Source organism: Streptomyces sp. ADMS (genome assembly GCF_033441795.1).
Lineage (GTDB): Bacteria > Actinomycetota > Actinomycetes > Streptomycetales > Streptomycetaceae > Streptomyces.
The window spans coordinates 46738-66894 of the sequence record NZ_JAVFVX010000025.1 but is presented as its reverse complement, the minus strand read 5'-3'; the positions used below and the strand labels follow the sequence as shown (position 1 = coordinate 66894).

Annotated in this window: 18 protein-coding genes and 2 pseudogenes; 11 read left to right on the top strand and 9 right to left on the bottom strand. The window is 70.2% G+C overall.

The window, feature by feature from the left end; genetic code table 11:
• Positions 1-22 precede the first annotated feature (22 nt).
• Positions 23-403: a hypothetical protein gene (locus RB628_RS42595; RefSeq protein ID WP_412180650.1), complete on the top strand. Its 381-nt coding sequence runs from the start codon at positions 23-25 to the stop codon at positions 401-403.
• Positions 404-526: 123 nt separating this feature from the next.
• Positions 527-1522, top strand: a pseudogene (locus tag RB628_RS13895) (McrB family protein); the annotation flags it as partial.
• 64 nt (positions 1523-1586) lie between these two features.
• Here RB628_RS13895 and RB628_RS13890 read toward each other — a convergent pair.
• Entirely contained in the window at positions 1587-3476 is a 1890-nt protein-coding gene (locus RB628_RS13890) for an ABC transporter ATP-binding protein (RefSeq protein ID WP_318320708.1), read from the bottom strand.
• Between the two features lie 156 nt (positions 3477-3632).
• Here RB628_RS13890 and RB628_RS13885 point away from each other — a divergent pair, with 156 nt between their 5' ends.
• From RB628_RS13885 to RB628_RS13875, 3 genes are all read left to right on the top strand, one after another.
• Positions 3633-4595, top strand: a complete 963-nt coding sequence (locus tag RB628_RS13885) for a lysylphosphatidylglycerol synthase transmembrane domain-containing protein (protein WP_318320696.1) — start codon at positions 3633-3635, stop codon at positions 4593-4595.
• Positions 4596-4665: 70 nt separating this feature from the next.
• The gene (locus RB628_RS13880) at positions 4666-5853 is read left to right on the top strand and encodes a GTP-binding protein (protein ID WP_318320695.1); all 1188 of its coding nucleotides are present in this window, start codon (positions 4666-4668) and stop codon (positions 5851-5853) included.
• Positions 5854-6062: 209 nt separating this feature from the next.
• Positions 6063-7187 carry a mechanosensitive ion channel family protein gene (locus RB628_RS13875; RefSeq protein WP_318320694.1) on the top strand — a complete coding sequence of 375 codons (1125 nt, stop codon included), beginning with the start codon at positions 6063-6065 and terminating at the stop codon, positions 7185-7187.
• A gap of 19 nt (positions 7188-7206) precedes the next feature.
• Here RB628_RS13875 and RB628_RS13870 read toward each other — a convergent pair.
• Positions 7207-7818 (bottom strand): annotated as a pseudogene (locus RB628_RS13870) (M1 family aminopeptidase); the annotation flags it as partial.
• A 383-nt stretch (positions 7819-8201) separates the two neighbouring features.
• Between RB628_RS13870 and RB628_RS13865 the strand changes: the two are divergent.
• Complete coding sequence (locus RB628_RS13865) at positions 8202-8729, top strand: hypothetical protein (protein ID WP_318320711.1); 528 nt, start codon at positions 8202-8204, stop codon at positions 8727-8729.
• Between the two features lie 27 nt (positions 8730-8756).
• Here RB628_RS13865 and RB628_RS13860 read toward each other — a convergent pair whose 3' ends face one another.
• From RB628_RS13860 to RB628_RS13835, 6 genes are all read right to left on the bottom strand, one after another.
• Positions 8757-9254 carry a ParA family protein gene (locus RB628_RS13860; protein ID WP_318320693.1) on the bottom strand — a complete coding sequence of 166 codons (498 nt, stop codon included), beginning with the start codon at positions 9252-9254 and terminating at the stop codon, positions 8757-8759.
• Complete coding sequence (locus RB628_RS13855; RefSeq protein ID WP_318320692.1) at positions 9251-9502, bottom strand: ATP-binding protein; 252 nt, start codon at positions 9500-9502, stop codon at positions 9251-9253. Before RB628_RS13855 ends, RB628_RS13860 begins: the two co-directional genes overlap by 4 nt.
• Before the next feature lie 175 nt (positions 9503-9677).
• Entirely contained in the window at positions 9678-10097 is a 420-nt protein-coding gene (locus tag RB628_RS13850; protein WP_318320691.1) for a hypothetical protein, read from the bottom strand.
• The gene (locus RB628_RS13845; protein WP_318320690.1) at positions 10094-10306 is read right to left on the bottom strand and encodes a hypothetical protein; all 213 of its coding nucleotides are present in this window, start codon (positions 10304-10306) and stop codon (positions 10094-10096) included. Before RB628_RS13845 ends, RB628_RS13850 begins: the two co-directional genes overlap by 4 nt.
• Before the next feature lie 197 nt (positions 10307-10503).
• On the bottom strand, positions 10504-11847 hold the full coding sequence (locus tag RB628_RS13840; RefSeq protein WP_318320689.1) for an endonuclease domain-containing protein: 1344 nt from the start codon (positions 11845-11847) through the stop codon (positions 10504-10506).
• Positions 11848-11995: 148 nt separating this feature from the next.
• The gene (locus tag RB628_RS13835) at positions 11996-12124 is read right to left on the bottom strand and encodes a hypothetical protein (protein WP_318320688.1); all 129 of its coding nucleotides are present in this window, start codon (positions 12122-12124) and stop codon (positions 11996-11998) included.
• Between the two features lie 233 nt (positions 12125-12357).
• Here RB628_RS13835 and RB628_RS13830 point away from each other — a divergent pair, with 233 nt between their 5' ends.
• From RB628_RS13830 to RB628_RS13810, 5 genes are all read left to right on the top strand, one after another.
• Positions 12358-12720, top strand: a complete 363-nt coding sequence (locus RB628_RS13830; RefSeq protein WP_318320687.1) for a hypothetical protein — start codon at positions 12358-12360, stop codon at positions 12718-12720.
• A 539-nt stretch (positions 12721-13259) separates the two neighbouring features.
• A complete protein-coding gene (locus RB628_RS13825; protein ID WP_318320686.1) occupies positions 13260-16355 on the top strand; it encodes a glycosyl hydrolase in 3096 nt (1031 codons plus the stop codon).
• Between the two features lie 194 nt (positions 16356-16549).
• Complete coding sequence (gene panD / locus RB628_RS13820; RefSeq protein ID WP_318320685.1) at positions 16550-16969, top strand: aspartate 1-decarboxylase; 420 nt, start codon at positions 16550-16552, stop codon at positions 16967-16969.
• Between the two features lie 53 nt (positions 16970-17022).
• Positions 17023-17367, top strand: coding sequence for a GNAT family N-acetyltransferase (locus RB628_RS13815; RefSeq protein WP_318320684.1), 345 nt, complete (start codon positions 17023-17025; stop codon positions 17365-17367).
• A gap of 35 nt (positions 17368-17402) precedes the next feature.
• Complete coding sequence (locus tag RB628_RS13810; RefSeq protein ID WP_318320683.1) at positions 17403-18056, top strand: aspartate/glutamate racemase family protein; 654 nt, start codon at positions 17403-17405, stop codon at positions 18054-18056.
• Between the two features lie 540 nt (positions 18057-18596).
• On the opposite strand, the gene gndA is transcribed toward RB628_RS13810, so the two are convergent.
• Positions 18597-20036: an NADP-dependent phosphogluconate dehydrogenase gene (gndA, locus tag RB628_RS13805; protein ID WP_318320682.1), complete on the bottom strand. Its 1440-nt coding sequence runs from the start codon at positions 20034-20036 to the stop codon at positions 18597-18599.
• Positions 20037-20157: the final 121 nt, after the last annotated feature.

Genomic DNA, 20157 nt, shown 5'->3' with positions numbered 1-20157 from the left:
TGTCGCACCAGACTGACGGTCCTTGCGGCAGCCCTGCTCGGCCACGACCCTGGCTCCCTCGGCCCACGCGGCGTCCGGGGGAACGTCCGAGGCGGCCTCGGCGAAGGATGCCGCCGCTCCGGGCCCGGAGACCCTCGGTGACCCCGTCTTCCCGAGCCTGGGCAACGACGGCTACCGCGTCTCCGCCTATTACCTCGACCTCGCCTACGACGCCACGAGCAAACTGGTCGACGGCACGGCGACCCTGCGCCGCACCCGCTACCGCAACCTGGCCACCACCCGCCTCGGCCACGTCTTCGCCGCCACCGCACTCAACCTCATCCGCATCGGCCGATGGCTGACCGGCACCCCACTCGGCGGTACCCGCACCTCCCGCCTCGAAGCCCTGATGCTCGCGGCCTGACCACCCGAATCACGCATTTCTCAGCAGAGTCCCGAAGGGCGGAGCACTGGCCAAGATCAGAGGTAGACGCGGGCCTCCTCCTCGGTGGCCGCCGCGCTCTCCTTGCGCACCCTGGCCCAAATGGACTACGAGTCGACCGCCACGTACAGCCAGAAGCAGCAGCTCGTCGAGGACCAGCACGCCTTTCTCTCCCGCATGAAGCCCGGTGACACCGTGTGCACCATCTCCGGCGGGAAGTTGTACGTCGGTGAGATCACGGGTGAGGTGGAGCAGACCGAGTCCGAGGACCGGCGGTCCAACCTGCGCCGCCCGGTGGGACGGCAGCCGACCGGGCACCCGTACGACGAACTTCCGGAGGAGCTCCAGCAGAAGCTGTCCATCCAGCATGACGTCGTCGACCTGGCCTCGGTCCAGGCCCACATCGAGGGTCTCGGCCTGACCGACGAGGAGCTGGTCGAGGAGGCGGAGGCCATAGAGCGGGACCCCAGTATAAAGATCCCGGCGATCACCGCCCGCCGCGAGCTGGAGCTGCCCGAGCCGACCGACAAGCTGGCCGGCGAACTCCTCGTACACGGCACCGAGTGGCTGCGCGAAGTACGCGATCTGTTGTGGGACGAGCGGCAGTTGGTCCTGTATGGCCCTCCGGGCACCGGCAAGACCTACCTCGCGCTGAAGCTCGCCGAGTTCCTCGGCGGCGGGCCCGAGCAGGTGAAACTCGTGCAGTTCCACCCGCCGTACGCCTACGAGGACTTCTGCGAGGGCTTCCGGCCCCAGGAGGACCCGCAGACCAGGGAGGTCTCCTTCCGGCTCACCGCGGGCCCGCTGCCCGAACTCGCCGACCTGGCCTCCCGCGAGGGCAACCGGCACATCCCGCACTTCCTGATCATCGACGAGATCAACCGGGCCAACCTGGCGAAGGTCTTCGGCGAGCTGTACTTCCTCCTGGAGTACCGCAACAAGTCGGTGCGGCTGACCTACTCCGGCGACGACTTCGCGCTGCCGCCGAACCTGTTCGTCATCGGCACGACGAACACCGCCGACCGGTCCATCGCCCTCGTGGACGCGGCGATGCGCCGCCGCTCCGCCTTCGTCGAGCTGTCACCGGCAGTTTGGCCTTCCGAGACGGCACGAGCGCCTACGGAAAGCCCGGGACGTCCGCGCCCCGTTTCCGCGGGCCCCGTCGCTATGCGGCCTCCGTCACCTCCGCCCGCTCCCCGGGCCGCTGCGCGAACTGCGTGCGGTACAGCTCCGCGTAGCGCCCGTCCAGTGCCAGCAGTTCGTCGTGCGTGCCGCGTTCCAGGATCTGTCCGGCCTCGATCACAAGGATCAGGTCGGCCGCGCGGACCGTGGAGAGGCGGTGGGCGATCACCACGGCCGTGCGGTCGGCCAGAGCCTCCGTCAGTGCCTCCTGGACCGCCGCCTCCGAGGTGTTGTCCAGGTGGGCCGTCGCCTCGTCGAGGATGACGACGCGCTGGCGGGCCAGCAGCAGCCGCGCGATGGTCATGCGCTGGCGTTCGCCGCCGGAGAGACGGTAGCCGCGTTCGCCGACCACCGTGTCCAGGCCGTCGGGCAGGGCGCGGACCAGGTCGTCGAGGCGGGCCCGGGTCAGGGCCGCCCACAGTTCGCCGTCCGTCGCCGTGGGACGGGCCAGCAACAGGTTGGCGCGCACTGTGTCGTGGAAGAGGTGGCCGTCCTGGGTGACCATGCCCAGGGCGGCGCGCAGGGAGGCGGCGCTCAGGTCGCGGACGTCGACGCCGCCGATCCGTACGGCACCCTCGTCGGTGTCGTACAGGCGGGGCAGGAGTTGTCCGATCGTCGACTTTCCGGCGCCGGAGGAACCGACGAGGGCGATCGTCTGGCCGGGTTCGGCACGGAAACTGACCCCGTGCAGGACCTCGGTGCCGCCTCGGGTGTCGAGGGCGGCCACCTCCTCCAGGGAGGCGAGGGAGACGCGGTCGGCGGCGGGGTAGGCGAAGCGGACGTTGTCGAACTCCACCGCGACCGGGCCCTCGGGGACCTCGCGGGCGTCCGGTTTCTCCTCGATGAGGGGCTTCAGGTCGAGCACCTCGAAGACGCGCTCGAAGCTCACCAGGGCGCTCATCACCTCGACGCGCGCCCCGGCGAGCGCCGTGAGCGGCGCGTACATGCGGGTCAGGAGCAGGGCGAGCGCGACGACCGCGCCCGGTTCCAGGGTGCCGCGCAGCGCGAACCAGCCGCCGAGCCCGTACACCAGGGCGAGGGCCAGGGCCGAGACCAGCGTGAGGGCGGTGATGAAGGCGGACTGCGCGAGGGCCGTCCGTACGCCGATGTCCCGTACCCGGCGGGCTCGGGCCGCGAACTGGGCGGACTCCTCGTCGGGCCGCCCGAAGAGCTTGACGAGGGTGGCGCCGGGGGCCGAGAAACGTTCGGTCATCCGGGTGCCCATCGACGCGTTGAGGTCGGCGGCCTCACGCTGAAGCTTCGCCATCCGGCTGCCCATCCGCCGGGCGGGGATCACGAACACCGGCAGCAGCACCAGGGCGAGCAGGGTGATCTGCCAGGACAGGGTGAGCATCACGGCCAGCGTGAGCACCAGCGTGACGAAGTTGCTCACCACACCGGACAGGGTGTTGCTGAACGCGCGCTGCGCGCCGATGACGTCGTTGTTGAGCCGGGAGACCAGTGCTCCCGTACGGGTACGGGTGAAGAAGGCGACCGGCATGCGCTGCACATGGTCGAACACAGCCGTCCGCAGATCGAGGATGAGCCCCTCCCCGAGCGTCGACGAGAGCCAGCGGCCGAGAATGCCGAGGGCCGCCTCGGCGACCGCGATGAGCGCGATCAGCAGGGCGAGCCGGACGACCGTGCTCTCGTCGCCGCCCGACACGATCGTGTCGACGACACGGCCCGCGAGGACGGGGGTGGCGACGGCGAGCAGCGCGGTGAGCACACTCAACACCACGAAGCGCGTGATGCGGCGGCGGTGCGGGCGCGCGAACTCCGCGATGCGGCGCAGGGTCGCGCGGGCGAAGGGGCGCCGCTCCTGCTGGGCGTTCATGACGCTGTACAACTGCGTCCAGGCTGTGGTCTCCATACTCATGCCAGTGACCGTAGGACCTCAAGCGACCTTGAGGTCAAGGCCGGTACCGGGGGTCTGCACCGCGGCCCCTCGTGCCGTTGCCCGGCGCGTCGGCCCGCGGCCGTGTGCCCGCAACCCGGTGTTGTTGCGGTGCGGAGAACGTCTCCAGTTGTGACAGCGGTTCCTCCTTCCCCGGCCCGGCGCCGACGCATAGCGGTGCGGCAGATCCTGTGTCTGCTCCCGCTCCTCCTCGTGACCGTTCTCGCGGTGCGCCACCGGCATGTGCTCGGCGAGGGGTTCGGCCATCTGGCGACGGCCAAGTGGCCCTGGCTGCTGGCCGCGGCCGGCGCGACCTGTCTGACCTGGGTGGCCGCGGCCGTCAGCCGGCAGGGCGCCGTCGTGGAGCGGCTGCCCAGGCTGCGGCTGCTCGCCACGCAGTTCGCGGCGGGCTCGGCCAACCATCTGCTGCCGACGGGGCTCGGCGCGAACGCGGTCAACCTGCGCTTCATGACGGTGTGCGGCCTGCCGTTGGCCCGTTCCTCGGCGGCGCTCGCCCTGTATCTGCTCGCGGAGGTCATCGGCCGGCTGGGCCTGCTCGCCGCGCTGCTGGTCGCGTTCCCCCATGCCCTGCGCCTGGGAAGTCTCGTTCCCGGCAAGGCACTTGGCCCGCTGCTCCTCGGCATCTGCGTGCTGCTGGTGGCGGCTGCGGGCGCGCTGGCGTGCGTACGGCGGCTGCGCGCGGCCGCTCTTTCCTTCCTTCGCACGGCGCTCGGTGAGGCCCGTTCCGTGCACACGCGGCCCTCCCGGGCACTGGCACTGTGGGGCGGTTCGCTGGCGTTCCCGGCATTGCAGGCCGCCGGACTGGCCGCGGTGGGAACCGCGTTGGGGCTGCCGGTGCCGGCCTGGCACATGGCGCTCGCATACCTCGCCGCGACGGTCGCCGTCGCGCTGATCCCCACGCCCGGCGGTATCGGCTCCGTCGAGGCGGCGCTGATCGTGGCCCTGGTCGCGGCGGGCGGGCCGGTGGCCGTCGCCACGGCGGTGGTGCTCGCGTTCCGGATCATCACCGTCTGGGTGCCGCTGCTGCCGGGGGCGTTGACGCTGGGGGCGCTGGTGCGGCTCAAGGTGATCTGAGGGCCGCCGTGGGGCGGCACTTCTGGAGCCGTTTGTGAAAATCGTTTCCAATAAGCTAGCGTGCGGAGGCATGCCCACCACTTCCGCTGACCCCCGCCTGCCCGTGACCGTGCTCTCCGGCTTCCTCGGCGCGGGCAAGACGACCCTGCTCAACCACGTTCTCGGCAACCGTCAGGGCCTGCGGGTCGCGGTCATCGTGAACGATATGAGCGAGATCAACATCGACGCGTCCCTCGTCCGGGACGGCGGCGCGCTCTCCCGTACGGAGGAGCGGCTGGTTGAGATGACCAACGGATGCATCTGCTGCACACTCCGGGACGACCTCCTGGGGGAGGTCGAGAAGCTGGCCCGCGCCGGCCGCTTCGACTACCTGCTCATCGAATCGTCCGGAATCTCGGAACCCATGCCCGTCGCGGCCACCTTCGCCTTCGCCCGCGACGACGGCGCGAGCCTGCTGGACGTCTCCCGCCTGGACACCATGGTCACGGTCGTGGACGCGGTGAACTTCCTGCCGGAACTGGACCGCGGCGACGACCTGGTGGAGCGCGGGATCACCCCCGTCGAGGGCGACGAGCGCACGGTGAGCGATCTCCTCATCGACCAGATCGAGTTCGCCGACGTCATCCTCCTCAACAAGACGGACCTCGTCACCGAGGAGACGGCCGACCGCCTGGAGGCAACCCTGCGGCGCCTCAACCCGGCCGCCCGCGTGCACCGTTCGGTCCGCGGCACGATCGACCCCGCCGAACTCCTCGGCACGGGCCTGTTCGATCTGGAGAAGGCCGAGCAGGCGCCGGGCTGGGTGGCCGAGTTGAACGGCGACCATGTACCGGAGACGGAGGAGTACGGTATCTCCTCGCTCGTGCTGCGCGACCCGCGCCCCTTCCACCCCGGCCGCCTCTGGGGCCTGCTCACCGGTCCGCTCGACGCGGGCGACTACGGCCAAGTGCTGCGCTCCAAGGGCTTCTTCACCCTCGCCTCCCGCCCCGGCACCACGGGCCTGTGGTCGCAGGCGGGCTCGGTGGCCCGCTTCGAGCCGATCGCCATGGGTGACGAATCCCCCGTACAGGGCCAGGAGTTGGTGTTCATCGGCACCGACCTGCGCCGCCAGTCACTGCGCCTCGCACTGTCGCGCTGCCTGTTGACGGAGGCGGAACTGGCCACGGACACAGCTGACTTGGCACACACGGCGTACGAAGACCCCTTCCCCGCATGGGAGGTGCACCCGGCGGACGTCTGCGATGCGCTCCCCGCCTGAGCTGCCCAATGGCGGTTTCCCCACCGCTCGGTGACGAACGGTCGGCCGGATACGGCAGGATGAGCGGTCGTCGGACTTCGTACGGACGTCCGGACGATGATCGCACATTCAGGACTTTTCGCACATTCGAACAGGTGGCAAGTGACGAGACTTCACATCCGGCCGTCGGTGGCGCGGAGCGCCGCGGATCCACTCCTCGGAGGTGACCGGTGAAGCGAGAACTCACCGTGGACGATCTGGTCGTCGCGGGCATCGCCCTCGCCGTGGGCCTGCTGACGGCCTTCCTGCTGCGCATGCTGCTGCGCTGGCTGGGCAGACACGCGGACCGCACCCGCTGGAGCGGGGACGACGTCATCGTGGACGCGCTGCGTACGGTGGTCCCGTGGTCGGCGTTCACCGGGGGCGCGGCGGCCGCCGCCGCGGCGCTGCCGCTGACGAAGACCGTCGGGCACAACGTCAACCAGACGCTGACCGTCCTGCTGATCGCCGTCACGACGCTGACGATCGCGAGAGTGGTCAGCACGCTGGTGCGTACGGTCACCCAGTCCCGGTCGGCGGTCGCCGGATCGGCGACGATCTTCGTCAACATCATCAGGGTCGTCATCCTGGCCCTGGGCTTCCTGGTCGTGCTCCAGACGCTGGGCGTCTCCATAGCGCCGATGCTCACCGCCCTGGGCGTCGGCGGTCTGGCCGTCGCGCTCGCCCTCCAGGACACCCTCGCCAACCTCTTCGCGGGCATCCACATCCTCGCCTCGAAGACCGTCCAGCCCGGCGACTACATCAAGCTGAGCAGCGGCGAGGAGGGATACGTCGTCGACATCAACTGGCGTCAGACGACGATCCGTCAGCTCTCCAACAACCTGGTGATCATCCCGAACGGGCAGCTCGCCGGGACCAACATGACCAACTTCAACCGCCCCGAGGAGATGCTGACGATCCTGGTCCAGGTCGGCGTCGCCTACGACAGCGACCTGGAGCAGGTCGAGCGGGTCACCTGCGAGGTCGTGACCGAGGTGATGACGGAGATCACCGGCGCCGTCCCGGAGCACGAGCCGCTGGTGCGCTTCCACACCTTCGGCGACTCCCGGATCGGCTTCACGGTGATCCTGGGGGTCGGCGAGTTCAGCGACCAGTTCCGGATCAAGCACGAGTTCATCAAGCGCCTGCACAGGCGCTACCGGGCGGAGGGCATCAGCATCCCGGCGCCCGCGCGGACGGTCGCACTTCAGCAGGCCGCGGTGGTCATTCCGCAGCAGCGGGGCGGACACGAGGCACCCGACCTGGGGCTCGGCGTGGAGCAGGGCGGACCGGTGTCCGCCCTGCTCGACAGGTAACTCCTGCGGCCGCCTCGGTTCAGAGAGTCGCGGAGTTGTCGCGATGGCCGTTCCCACGGTTCTGCGGCGCGAACAGTGACGCAGGCACCGGGGTGACCGTCCAGTCCGGGTGACCGGGCATCCGCGGTGTCGTCGTGCCGTACCGCCAGTCCCGCAGGAAGCCGGAGAGGTCCTGGCCGGCGGCCTCGGAGGCGACCGAGATGTAGTTCTCGGTCGTCGCCGAGGCGTTGCGGTAGCGGTCCAGGAAGGTGCGCTCGATCGTGCCGAAGGCGGCCTCACCGACGAACTGACGCAGCGCGTAGAGGATGAGGACGCCGCCCAGATAGCGCTGGCTGTCGAAGAGGTTGGCCTCGTCGGGTGCCGCGACCGGCCCGGAGGTGCGCCGCCACTGGTCGCCGCGCGCATACGTGTCCTTCATCCGGGCTTCCATCGTGGTCAGGCCGATGGAGTCTGCCCAGCCGCGCTCGTAGCGGTAAAGCGGTCCGTAGAAGTCTGCGTGACCCTCGTTGAGCCACAGGTCGGCCCAGGTGGCGGGGCTGACGCTGTTGCCGAAGTAGGAGTGGACCAGCTCGTGCATCATGTGCGAGCCGATCTTCGGCTCGGCCTGGAGCAGGTAGTTCGGCTTTTGAAGTGCTCTCCCGGCTGAAGCCGGGAGAGCACTTCAACTCGACAAGGCCACCGAACTCATGGCCAAGTACGGCATCGAACAGGCGATGCTCGACGACGTGGCCGAACCGGGCCGACCGGTGGACCGGATCGTCGATCTGTACCCTCCCTACGTCAAGGAGGGACGGCGACTGCTCAGCCGGATCGGCTACGAGATGCGCTGCCGCTCTGTGTATCCGGGCGGCAAGAACAACCGGCACCGCGTCCACCTCTTCGGCGTCGAGGCCGACCTTCAGGCGACCGAGGTGCTGTTCGCGAGCCTGCGCCTGCAGATGCTCGACGGCGGACCGCGCGGACCGTCTGCACCGCCCGGAGGGCGAGGACGCGCGTGCCTACAAGCGTTCCTGGATGCTCGGCTTCATCCGCGAGGTGACCGCACGGATCGGCGCCGCCCAGCGGACCGCGAGGGCCGCCGCCGAGGAGGGAACCGAAGCGGACGGGGAGGGGATGCGCGGCCGCAGTGTCGCGCTGGCCCTCGCCGACCGGACGACGGTGGTCGAGGCGCGCCTCGCCGCCCAGTATCCGAGGCTGAACAAGACCCGTCCGACGAAGTTCAAGGGCACTGGCGTTTTCGGCGTAGTCGCAGATTTCGTAGACGACGTCCGGCATCGCACGAACGCACTTGAGGAAGCCGCCGAGGATCAACCCCCGTCAGTCGTCGACGCCTCACCAGTACTCCGGTCGAGGTCTGCGACCTTGGCCAGGACTCCTTCGGAAAGCGCTCTGAACGCGGGCACCCTGGGCAGGACGAGGGACTGCCAGTCGGTGCGCCACTGGCGCAGCGCCGGGCCCGGGTTGCTCAGGCCCTTCAGAGAGAACAGGTCCGCGCCAGCGGCATCAGCACGGTGTCGGCCGAGATCAGCGCCGCCCGGTTGATGGCACCCAGGTTGGGGCCGACGTCGATCAGCACGATATCGGCGTCCACGTCCCGCGCCGCCTGCTCGATGATGCGGTGGAACGACGTGGACGTGCGAATGGCCGCGACATCGCCCGCGTAGGCGCGTGACCACTCGTTGGACAGTTTGTCCTCGAACGGCTCAGGTCGAGACTGCCCGGTAGTAGCCAGAGGTCCGGCTGGAGCCGGGCCGGTTCGACGACCGCGATGTCGCCCGTGCCCTCCAGGATGGGACGTACGGCGTCGGCGATTGTCTGGCCGTTACGCACCCGTCCCGTGCACGGCAGACCCGCCATGGCCGCGCCCTGGTCGGTGAGCTCTGAGGAGTCCTCCCACAGCTCTTCGATCTCGGTCTCCTCCAGGCACATCGACGTGAGGTTGGCCTGGGGATCGAGATCAACTGCCAGCACGCTCAAGCCGAGTCGTCTGATCATGTGGGCGAGGTGGTAGGTGAGGGTCGTCTTACCCACACCGCCTTTGTTGTTGAACAGCGCGCTGGAGGTCATGCGGCCCTCCTGATGACGACGGCCCAGGACGCGTCGTCGACCTGGAACTCGGCGGGCGGGTTGCCGTTGCTCTCCAGCGACTTCCTCACCCGGCCGATGCCCCGGCCGAACCTGTGCAGATAGCCGAGGCCCTTCGTCGCGGCGGCCAGGGACGGATTGCGGTAGTCGGTGACCCGGTCGAAGTTGTCGTCCCGGACCTGCCCGAAAGGCCACCGGGGTTGGTGACTTCGATGCGGTCGTCGAACCACACGATGCGGGTCGGCGCGTACGAGGTCTCGTAGTTCCGGTGCATGAGGGCATTCATGCAGAGTTCGCGCAGTGCTTCCAGCGGATAGTCCGGGCGGGGCGTCTCACGGAAGCCGTCCTCCACGAGGCGGGTGCGCAGATTGCTCCGCAGAAGGGGTTCGAGCCGGGCCGACACCCTCACCCGGCCGCCGGGCCGGCGCTCACCGCAGGAGAGCTGTGGGTGACCTCAAGCAGGTGCAGGATCTGCGGGCAGCGCCGCATCGGCAGGAGACCGACCGCCCCGGGCCGGGGCACGTCGCGCGTCTGACGGCACCCTCGTGCACCGGGCCAGGGCCGAGGGCCGAGGGCCTCACCGTGCGCCTGCCGCTCGCCGCCGCTGCGGCGGGACGCGGGCGGCAGCGGCAGCACATCCGGTACGCGCGGGAAGTGCGGGGCGCAGTCCCGGCACGCGTACACCGTGAAGCCGGGGCCGGAGCCCTGGTGCACCTCGGAGACGACGACCGGTGTATCGGTGATCGCACGGCAGCGCACACACATACGCACCGGCACACGCGTCCCTTCCGGGACCGTCTCGGAACGCTCGTCCTGCTCGCTCATCGGGCCACCGTCTCAGCGCCGGTCACATGCCGGTCAAGGTCGATGCCGAAGTCGGCGGCCATGACCATGACGACACGGCGCTGCCGCTGCCACGCCCGCTCACACTCCCGCTCAGCGAGAACGACATACGGTCGGACCACGGCCGTCGCCTCGCCGGGCAACGGCTCTTCGAGGCCGTACGGCGACCGCCGCACCGGAGGCCACGGCACAGACTGAGGCAATGACGGTGTGTCAGTTCTCGTTGATGCTGGCCGAAGGAGGTGCGAGCCAGTCGAGACGAGGAAGACCGCTGCCGGGCCGCGGGAAAATCGACCTGCTGCGCATCTCGCCGGGGCGTGCGGGGTGACGGTGCCGGGGGCCGGCGGCTGCGAGGTGACGTTGGGGTGTCAGGTCTCCCGGTGCTCGCTCAGAACAGTGCCAGGCCCTCGCCGCCGGTGTCCGCGATGACTGGCCGGGACTGGGCAGGGAGGCCGTCCAGGCGGTCGGGGCCGGCCGCGGCGGCCACGGCGGGGGCCGTCTCGGCCAACCAGACACGAAACCGCTCGGCGGCTTCGCGGTAGGGGACTCGCGCCAGGACACGGTGCTCGCCGGAGGGGCAGAAGTCGACGGCGACAGTGAGCAGGCAGGAACGGGGCGCGTTCTGACTGCCCGTCCAGGACACGCGCAGGACACCGCAGGGCTTGCGCCCGCGGGGGGCGCGGTGGGTCGGGCGCAGTGATCGGCAGGCTATGTGGGCGGTCCATGCGGCGAGGTGCGGCAGGGGCAGGGTGGTGCGTGCGCGGCAGCCGGGGCAGCGGTGCCAGTGGCGGAGCCAGTCGTCGGTGTCGGTGTGGAAGAGGCGTGTGTAGCGGTTCGCCACGCGGATGTCGTTGCTGTACAGGTGGTCGGGGCGTTCCTGTGTGTTGCAGGACTGGCAGACGGGGGCGCGGACGTAGCCGTGTTCGTGGCAGTGGTCGAGCACGCTGGCGGGCGCGGTGCGGCAGACGGCGCACACCCACCCGGCCACCCTGCGGGAGGTCCCAGGCTTCCTGCTGAGCACCGAGTACAGCTGGCCTTCCAGCTCTTTGTCGTACGGGCGCGGTGAGGCGGTGGGGCCCTCGGGGCTCGTCGTCTGCCGACCGTCGGCGTCTCGGGCCTGCCGGGGGTGGGAGGGCGGCTCGGCGGCGGCTGCGCTTGCCCGGCGGGTCCGTGTGGCTTGCACCCACTGCGTTTCGGCGTGCTCGGCCGCGTCCAGCAGCCTGACCACAGCGCGCGGCAGCCACCACGTGCGCTGTGTCCCCTCGCGGGTCTGCTCCACGAGTATCTGTCGCCAGTCGATCCCCGCCAGATGGTACGGCCGGCCGACTTCACGTCGCGCTGCCCGCTCGGGGCCGTCCGGCTCCCGCAGTTCCCCCGTGATGCGCCGGCGCCAACGCAGCGGCGTCTCCTCGTCGCACTCCTGCCTCGGCGCCCCACGAAACGGACCGATGCGGACCAGGTCCTGCCGATCCATCCCCACCGCGTTCAGTTCCGCGGCCGCCCGGCGCACCTCAACCTCCGGAACGCTCCACTGACCGTTGCTCGCCCCCACCGTCGCCACCACATGGCCGCCGAGCAGGATGTACCCCACCCGGGCACGGGCAGGAGAGCAGGTGCATGCCCCAGACGCCGTCGGCACAGCACTGTCGGCCGTCAGATCGACCCACAGAGCGTCAGCGGCATCCAGGGTGATCAGGCCGTCCGCGCGACCGGGCATGACACGCTCTGACATACCGACAGGCTAACGGCGCCGACGCGGCCACGGGTCTCCAAGCGCCTCGGCCAGCCGGGCCGCCGCCCGCACATCCCTGTTCCTGAGCATCTGGGTCGTCAGTACTCGCCCTGGGGTCCCTGATCCTCTGTCGTCACCGGACACAGGTTCAGCGGAGGTCGGGTCCGCCCGCGTCGGCTATCTCGTCGAGCAGACTGATCTCCTCGTCGACGTCGTCCGGGACGTCCGGGCCTGTGTCGGGAAACGGTGGATGCCCTGGAGGAGATGTGACCCTCACCTGCCTCGACCTCGTACCGGAACAGCGCTCCTGCCTCGACGGCCTTCCCTTCGACGGCAATCACCTGATCAGCGGTCCGCCCGGCAGCGGCAAGAGCCTCCTGGCGGTCCAACGGGCCATCATGCGAACGCGAAGGGCCGCCCCCGCGACTGCACCGTCTGCCGCACGACGGCGCAGCCGACCTGCTGATCCTTCTGGCGCAGAGGCACCCGCGGCAGAGCATCGGCGTGATCGTGAGCTCCACCTCCACCCAGTTCTCACTGCTCGGCAGTCTGGAGCGCAGAGCACCCCGGCTCAAACCACAGCTGTACACCTCCCGGGCCCGAGCGGAACAAGGCCGTTACCGCACGCTGGACCTCGACCGCCCGGGGATCGTGCTCGTCCACCGGGCGAGTGCCAAAGGGCTGGGCTTCGACACCGTCGTCATCCCCGACACGCAGACGGACGCGGCGGTCGATCCCACCTCGGCCGCCCTGCGCATGACGTACTACGTTCTGGCAACCCGGGCACGACGTGAACTCCATCTGGCATACGAGGGAGAAACGGAGCCACCTCTGTGCGCGCAGGTGGGGCCCGGTGACCTGCTGCGCGGATGACGAGGGCGCGAAGCCGCTGAGGGACGCTTTCGGAATTTAGGGGGTAGGGGCCGACACGTCGGAGCTGGAGCTTCCGCCCGGGTGCTGCTGTAACGCAGGAATCGAAAGGGAGGTAAAGCGTCTGACATGTAGCAGAACAGCAGCCGGTCGGGAAACGGCGGTTGGAGTGAGGCAACGCCTGATCTGCCGGGATATCGGGCAAGTCAGCCATGGGGCAGCGTGAGTTCAAGTCCACGATGCAGCGCCTGACCATCTGTGCAGCTCAGAAGTGGGATCGCCGCCTCCGGGTCAGCCAATGGTCAGCAGCGGGCCCGACGGTATCCCGCGCTGCCGACCTGTGGTGGGTGACAGGGTCTGTCGCGCCGCGGAGCGGTCGACGAGGACCCGGCCGCCGGGCCGCCCGGGCACCGGCGGTTTGGTCTTCAGGGTGTCACCGGCCCTCGCCCGCACCGAACTGATCCCTGCCCGAAGTATTGACCGCCCGTTGTCGCGATCCTACGTTGACCCGCGTCTTGAGAGCGCTCTCAGAAGGGTTGCGCATGAGATTCCGTAGATGTCCGGCGCTCCTGTCGGCGGCCGCCGTGGCCGCCGCAGGTCTGGCGGCCACTGTCGGTGGCGGCGTCGCCTTCGCCGCCACCATCGAGGTGGGCAAGGGAAGTTACAGCGACGTTCGTCCGGCCGGGAGGCAGGGTCCCTCCGACAACGGTGGCCAGCCGGTCAAGCCAAAGGTCACGCCCGCCATGGCGGACAAGCCCGTGCCGACCAACGACTGGTGGTCCTCGCTGGTCTTCCAGCGGTTCGCCGGCAACCCGTGGTCGGAGAACATGTACGGACACCCCCTCACCTACAAGGCGGTGTCCGGCGGTCTGGAGGTCGGCTACCCGACCACCCATCAGATCGTGGGCGATGGCCGCCAGTACGAGTTCCCGCACAAGGCCGACCTGACCCTCGGCCTCGCGGGCCTCAACTCGCCCGACGCCAAGGCGGACGGGTGGAGCGACTGGACCGTCACTCCGTACTGGAACGACGGTGCGCGCACCCTGCGAGCGACCATCGGCCACGGTCTGCCCTACGTCTACGCGGAAGGCACCGGCGGCGCGGCACGGATCAGCGCGGCGACCCCGCCGGCCGTCTTCGCCGACCAGGGCAACGTCCTCGGCGTCACCATCTCCGGCCACCACTACGCTCTGTTCGCCCCGAGCGGCAGCGACTGGACCGTCTCCGGCAACGAGATCCGGGCCGACCTCGGCCCCAGGGACTACTTCTCCCTGGCGGTCCTCCCCGGCAAGGAGGCGCTCGCCGACTACGGGAAGTACGCCTTCAGCTTCGTGACCGGCTCCCAGGTGGACTGGGACTACCGCGAGAGCGACGGCGAGGTCAAGGCGACCTACACGCTGACCACCGAGGCGAAGGAGGGCGAGGAGACCGGCACCCTCCAGGCGCTCTACCGCCACCAGTGGCTGCACACCTCCGACCCGCTGACCGACCACCGCTACGTCTCCTCGCGCGGCGAGATGAAGGTCCGCGAGGGCACGTCGTTCACCACCACGCAGAAGGTGAACGGCGTCCTGCCGGGGCTGCCGAGCGCCCCGGGCGTCGACGAGGCGAAGCTCAGGACCTACATCGGCGACGTACTGACGCAGGGCGATCCGTTCAGCGGTGCAGCCGACACCTACTGGACCGGCAAGGCCCTGGGCAAGCTCGCCCAACTCGTGCCGATCGCCGACCAGATCGGCGAGACGGCGAACCGCGACAAGCTCCTGCAGCTGATCAAGGGGCGTATGGAGGAGTGGTTCACCGTCGGTGGTCCGTCCGAGTTCTCCTACGACCAGGACTGGCGCACCCTCATCGGCTACCCGGCCTCCTACGGCAGTGACCAGGAGCTGAACGACCACCACTTCCACTACTCGTACTACGTGATGGCCGCAGCGATCGTGGCCCAGTACGACCCGCAGTGGGCCGCCGACTCCGAGTGGGGCGGCATGGTCGAGGAACTCATCAAGGACGCCGCCAACCCGGCCAGGGACGACGCCAAGTACCCGTTCCTGCGCGGTTTCGACGTCTACGCCGGCCACAGTTGGGCCGCCGGCCACGAGGCGTTCGCCGCCGGAAACAACCAGGAGTCGTCCTCGGAGTCGATCAACCTCAGCGCCGGCCTGATCATGTGGGGCTCGGCCATGGGCGACAAGGAGCTGCGCGACCAGGGCGTCTACATGATGACGGCCGAGTCGGAGTCGATCGCGCAGTACTGGTTCGACACCGACCAGCAGGTCTACCCCGAGGACTTCACCCACGACGTCGTCGGCATGGTCTGGAGCAGTGGTGGCGCCTACGCCACCTGGTGGACCGCCAACCCCGAGGAGATCCACGGCATCAACTTCCTTCCCGTGACCGGTGGTTCGCTGCACCTGGCCAGGGAGAAGGACATGCTCCGCCGCAGCGTGGCCGAGATGGAGGAGGAGAACGACGGCCCGGCCGTCGAGTGGCGCGACATCTTCTGGCAGGTCCAGGCGCTGTACGACCCGGCCGAGGCCATGGCGGCCTGGAACCAGTGGAACGGGGGCTACGTGCCCGAGGAGGGCGAGACCAAGGCCCACACCTATCACTGGGTCGGCACGATGAACTCCATCGGTGCGCCGGACATGACCGTCACGGCCAACATGCCCACGGCCGTCGCCTTCGACAAGAACGGCACCAGGACGTACGCCGCGCACAACTACGGATCTGAGGAGTGCTCGGTGCTCTTCTCCGACGGCGGCGTGCTGACCGTCCCGGCGAGGTCGACGGCGTCCGGAGCGGGCGACGACACCCGGCTCGGGACGCTCTGCGGCGCCTCGGACGGAGGTGAGGAGCCGCCCCCGGCCGACGAGAAGCCCACCGCGCCCGGCACCCCGGCCGCGACCGACGTCACCGACACCTCCGTCAAGCTGACCTGGGACGCCGCGACCGACGACAAGGGCATCAGGAACTACGACGTCTTCCGCGGCGGCACGAAGGCCGCCACGGTCACCGGGACCACGTACACCGACACCGGGCTGACCCCCGGCACCGAGTACACGTACAGCGTCAAGGCCCGTGACACCGCCGACCAGGTCGGTCCGGCGAGCGGCACCGTGACCGTCACCACCACCGGTGACGCTCCGCCGCCGTACGTCACGGGCGACACCTTCCACCTGCGGTCGGGCGGGGAGCTCGCCACCCGGGCGGCCGAAACGGGCTCCTCCGACTCCATCCCGTCCGCCGGCGGCACGAACAACGACGGCACGCCGAAGAACCCGCTCGTCTACGAGGTGAAGAACGTCAAGGGCGCCTTGAAAGCGGGCTCCGGCACGGCCTTCACGTTCAAGGTGGACGCCGGAACCTCCGTCGGGTACGCCCAGCAGGCCCGGGTGTCGTACGACCTGACCGGCGACGGCACGTTCGACCGTGTCGAGACGTTCCGCTACTTCGCCACCGATCCGATCCCCGGCTGGGAGGAGTACTCCTCGGCCCGGCAGGGGCTGCGCTCCGCCTCGGGCACCTTGGGCGACCTGGACGGCGGCACCGTCCGCGTGGAGGTCTGGAGCGCACTGGGCAACGGCCCGTCCGCCCTTCAGGTGGGCACGGGCTCCGTCCTCACCATCCCGTTCGCCTGATCAGGAGCCCGGCTCCGCCCCGGACACTCCCACCGGCCGGGCCGCGCACCCGCACAACCGACACCCGGCGCATCGGCCGGTCCTGGTACCGGGCACACCCTCTCCGGTACCAGGACCGGCCCGCGTGTACTCTCCGGTGGACGCCCTTGACCTGCAAGAAGCAGGCAGGGAGCAGACAAACTGGGAGCTTCTTCATGCTGCGCACCATGTTCAAGTCCAAGATCCACCGCGCCACCGTCACCCAGGCCGACCTGCACTACGTCGGCTCCGTGACCATCGACGCCGATCTCCTCGACGCAGCCGACCTGCTGCCCGGCGAACTCGTGCACATCGTCGACATCACCAACGGCGCCCGGCTGGAGACGTACGTCATCGAGGGCGAACGGGGGTCCGGTGTCGTCGGGATCAACGGGGCGGCCGCCCACCTCGTCCATCCCGGAGATCTGGTGATCATCATCAGTTACGCTCAGGTGACCGACGCCGAGGCGCGGGCGCTGCGGCCGAGGGTGGTCCATGTGGACCAGAGCAACCGCGTCGTGGCGCTGGGCGCCGACCCGGCCGAGCCGGTGCCGGGCTCGGACCAGGAGCGCAGCCCGCAGGCGGTCACGGTGTGACCGTCCGGCGAGACGGCGCATCCGGCGATGCGATGACCCGACGAGGAGTGCTCATGAGCGACATCGAGATCCGCGACGACCGGCCGACGGGCCGCCTGGAGGCGCTGGCGGCGGGTGAAGTCGTGGGCCACGTCGAGTACTTCGTGCTGGCCGCGCGTGGACGTGCGCTGGTCCCGGTCCACACCATCGTCGAGCCGGCGCACGAGGGAAAGGGCATCGCGGGCTCGCTCGCCCGCGAGATGTACGTCATGGCCGTCCGTGAGGGCATCGTCGTGGCACCCCTGTGCCCGTACGTCGCGAAGTGGGCCGAGCGTCATCCTGCCGAGGCCCCGGAGGCGGACCCCGAGCTTCTCCGTGCCGCCAGGGAGTGGCTCGCGGCGCACCCCGACCGCTTCTGACGTCTTCTGACGTCCGACAAAAGACTCTCCTCGCCATGCTCGCCCTGCTGCACACCTCGCCCCTTCACGTCCCGGTGTTCGACGCCCTGCGCGACGAGGACCACCCGGGCCTGGAACTTGCCCACTTCGTCCACGAGGACCTGCTGACCAGGGCCCGCGCGGAAGGACCCGATGCCGTGGCCGGGGACGTGCGGAAGGTCCTGGAGCAGGCCGTCGCCGGTGGTGCCGTCGCCGTGCTCTGCACCTGCTCCTCCATCGGCGGTGTCTCGGAGGCCGCTGCCGAGGAGGTCGGCGTGCCCGTGCTGCGGGTCGACCGTCCGATGGCCGCCGCCGCGGTGGCCGCCGGCCCGAGGGTGGTCGTCGTCGCGACCTCGGAGAGCACGTTCGGGCCCACGGTGGCCCTGGTCGAGGAGGAGGCGCGGCGCGCCGGGCTTCCGGCCGACGTACGGAGACTGTTCGTGGACGGCGCCTGGGCCCTCTTCCAGGCCGGCGACACGGGGCGCTACGTCCGGGCGGTGGCCGACGCGGTGGACTCGATCCCCGGCGACAGCGCCGACGTGATCATCCTCGCGCAGGCCTCCATGACCCCGGCGCAGTTGCTGACGACGACCGCGGTGCCGGTGCTGTCCAGTCCCCGGCCGGGCCTGGCGGCGGGCGCGGCGGCGACGCGGGCCGCCGGGACCGGGTGACGGTGACTCCGTGACCCACTTGGTCACGCTCGCGTAGTGCGACGGAGTGAGTGGGGGCGGGTGCGCCGGGTACGCGGGGGAGAAGTCCAGAGCCGACGTACGTACCCACTGGCTGGAGGACACAGTGACGCAACCGGACCCGTATCCCCACCCCGTACCGCCGGGCCCCATCCCCGATCCCACCCCCGGCCCCCTCCCGGACCCGCATCCGGCCCCCGACCCGCATCCGGCCCCCGGGCCGATTCCGGCGCCCCCTGACCCCGCCCCGTCCCCCGTTCCACAGCCCCCGGGCCCCGAGCCGATGCCCGACCCGGCACCGGGGCCGCCGCTGTCCTGATGCGGAACGGGGACGGAGGCGGGGACGTCGAGTGGGCGACCAGGGCCCCTGTCCCGGGCTTCTGTCCAGCCGCCTCGGGCCCCGAAGTCGATGCCCGACCCGGCACCGGGGCCGCCGCTGTCCTGATGCGGAACGGGGACGTCGAGTGGGCGGCGGGGGAGACCCGGCCGCCCACTGTCACGCCGTACCGCCGGCGGCGATTCTCAGCCCGCCACCTCGGACCGGTCCCCGCCCCACAGCGTGTGGAACGAGCCCTCGCGGTCCGTGCGCCGGTAGGTGTGCGCGCCGAAGAAGTCGCGCTGGCCCTGGGTCAGGGCGGCCGGCAGGCGCTCCGCGCGCAGGGCGTCGTAGTACGCGAGGGCCGCGGCGAAGCCCGGCGTGGGCACGCCCTGGCGGGTCGCGGCGACCAGTACCTCGCGCCAGTCGTCCTGCGCCGCCGCGATCTCCTGCGCGAACGTGTCGTCGGACAGCAGGCTCGGCAGGTCCGCCCGCGCGTCGTACGCGGCGCGGATACGGTCCAGGAAGGCCGCCCGGATGATGCAGCCACCGCGCCAGAGGGCGGACACGGCACCGAGGTCGATGTTCCAGTCGTACTCGGCGCCGCCCGCCGCGATCTCGTGGAAGCCCTGCGTGTACGACACGATCTTCGACGCGTACAGCGCCTGCTCGACGCGGTCGGCGAAGGCCGCCGCCTCCGACTCGCTCAGCGGGGTCGCCGTCGGGCCCGCCAGCCCGCGCGACGCCTCGCGCAGCGCCGCGTGGCCCGACAGTGAGCGGGCGAAGACCGCCTCGGCGATGCCCGACACCGGCACGCCCAGGTCCAGGGCGATCTGGACGGTCCAGCGGCCGGTGCCCTTCTGCTCGGCCTGGTCCACCACCACGTCCACGAACGGCTTGCCCGTCGCCGCGTCCACGTGCGACAGCACCTCGGCGGTGATCTCGATCAGGTAGGAGTCGAGGCGGCCCGTGTTCCAGGTGCGGAAGATGCCGGCGATCTGCGCGGGGGAGTACCCGGCGACATCGCGCAGCAGCTGGTACGCCTCGCCGATCAGCTGCATGTCGGCGTACTCGATGCCGTTGTGGACCATCTTCACGAAGTGCCCGGCACCGTCCGGACCCACGTGCGACACACAGGGGGTGCCGTCCGCCGCCTTCGCGGAGATCTTCTCCAGCATCGGACCGAGGGAGTCGTACGACTCGACCGGGCCGCCCGGCATGATGCTCGGGCCGAGGAGCGCGCCCTCCTCGCCGCCCGAGACGCCCATGCCGACGAAGTGGATGCCCTGCTCGCGCAGCTCGCGCTCCCGGCGCCGGGTGTCCGCGAAGTGCGCGTTGCCGCCGTCGATGATCATGTCGCCGGGCTCCAGGAGCGGGGCGAACTCCTGGATCACCGCGTCGGTCGGCTCACCGGCCTTCACCATGACGACCAGGCGGCGGGGCCGCTCCAGCGCGGCCACGAACTCCTTGGCGGTGTCGGCCGCGACGAAGTCGCCCTCGGTCCCGAACTCCTCGACCAGAGCGTGCGTACGTGCCGCCGTCCGGTTGTGCAGCGCGACCGTGTAGCCGTTGCGCGCGAAGTTGCGGGCGAGGTTGCGGCCCATCACCGCGAGTCCCGTGACGCCGATCTGGGCTGAGTTGCTCATGCGGATGACTCCTAGTGGGTCCTGGAAAACGGTGGTGCCGGTAGGTCCTGGAATCGGTGGTGCCGTGCGTGCTCGCCAGTATTGCCTTTTCGGGCCATCCTGACTCGCCGCTGCGCCGCCC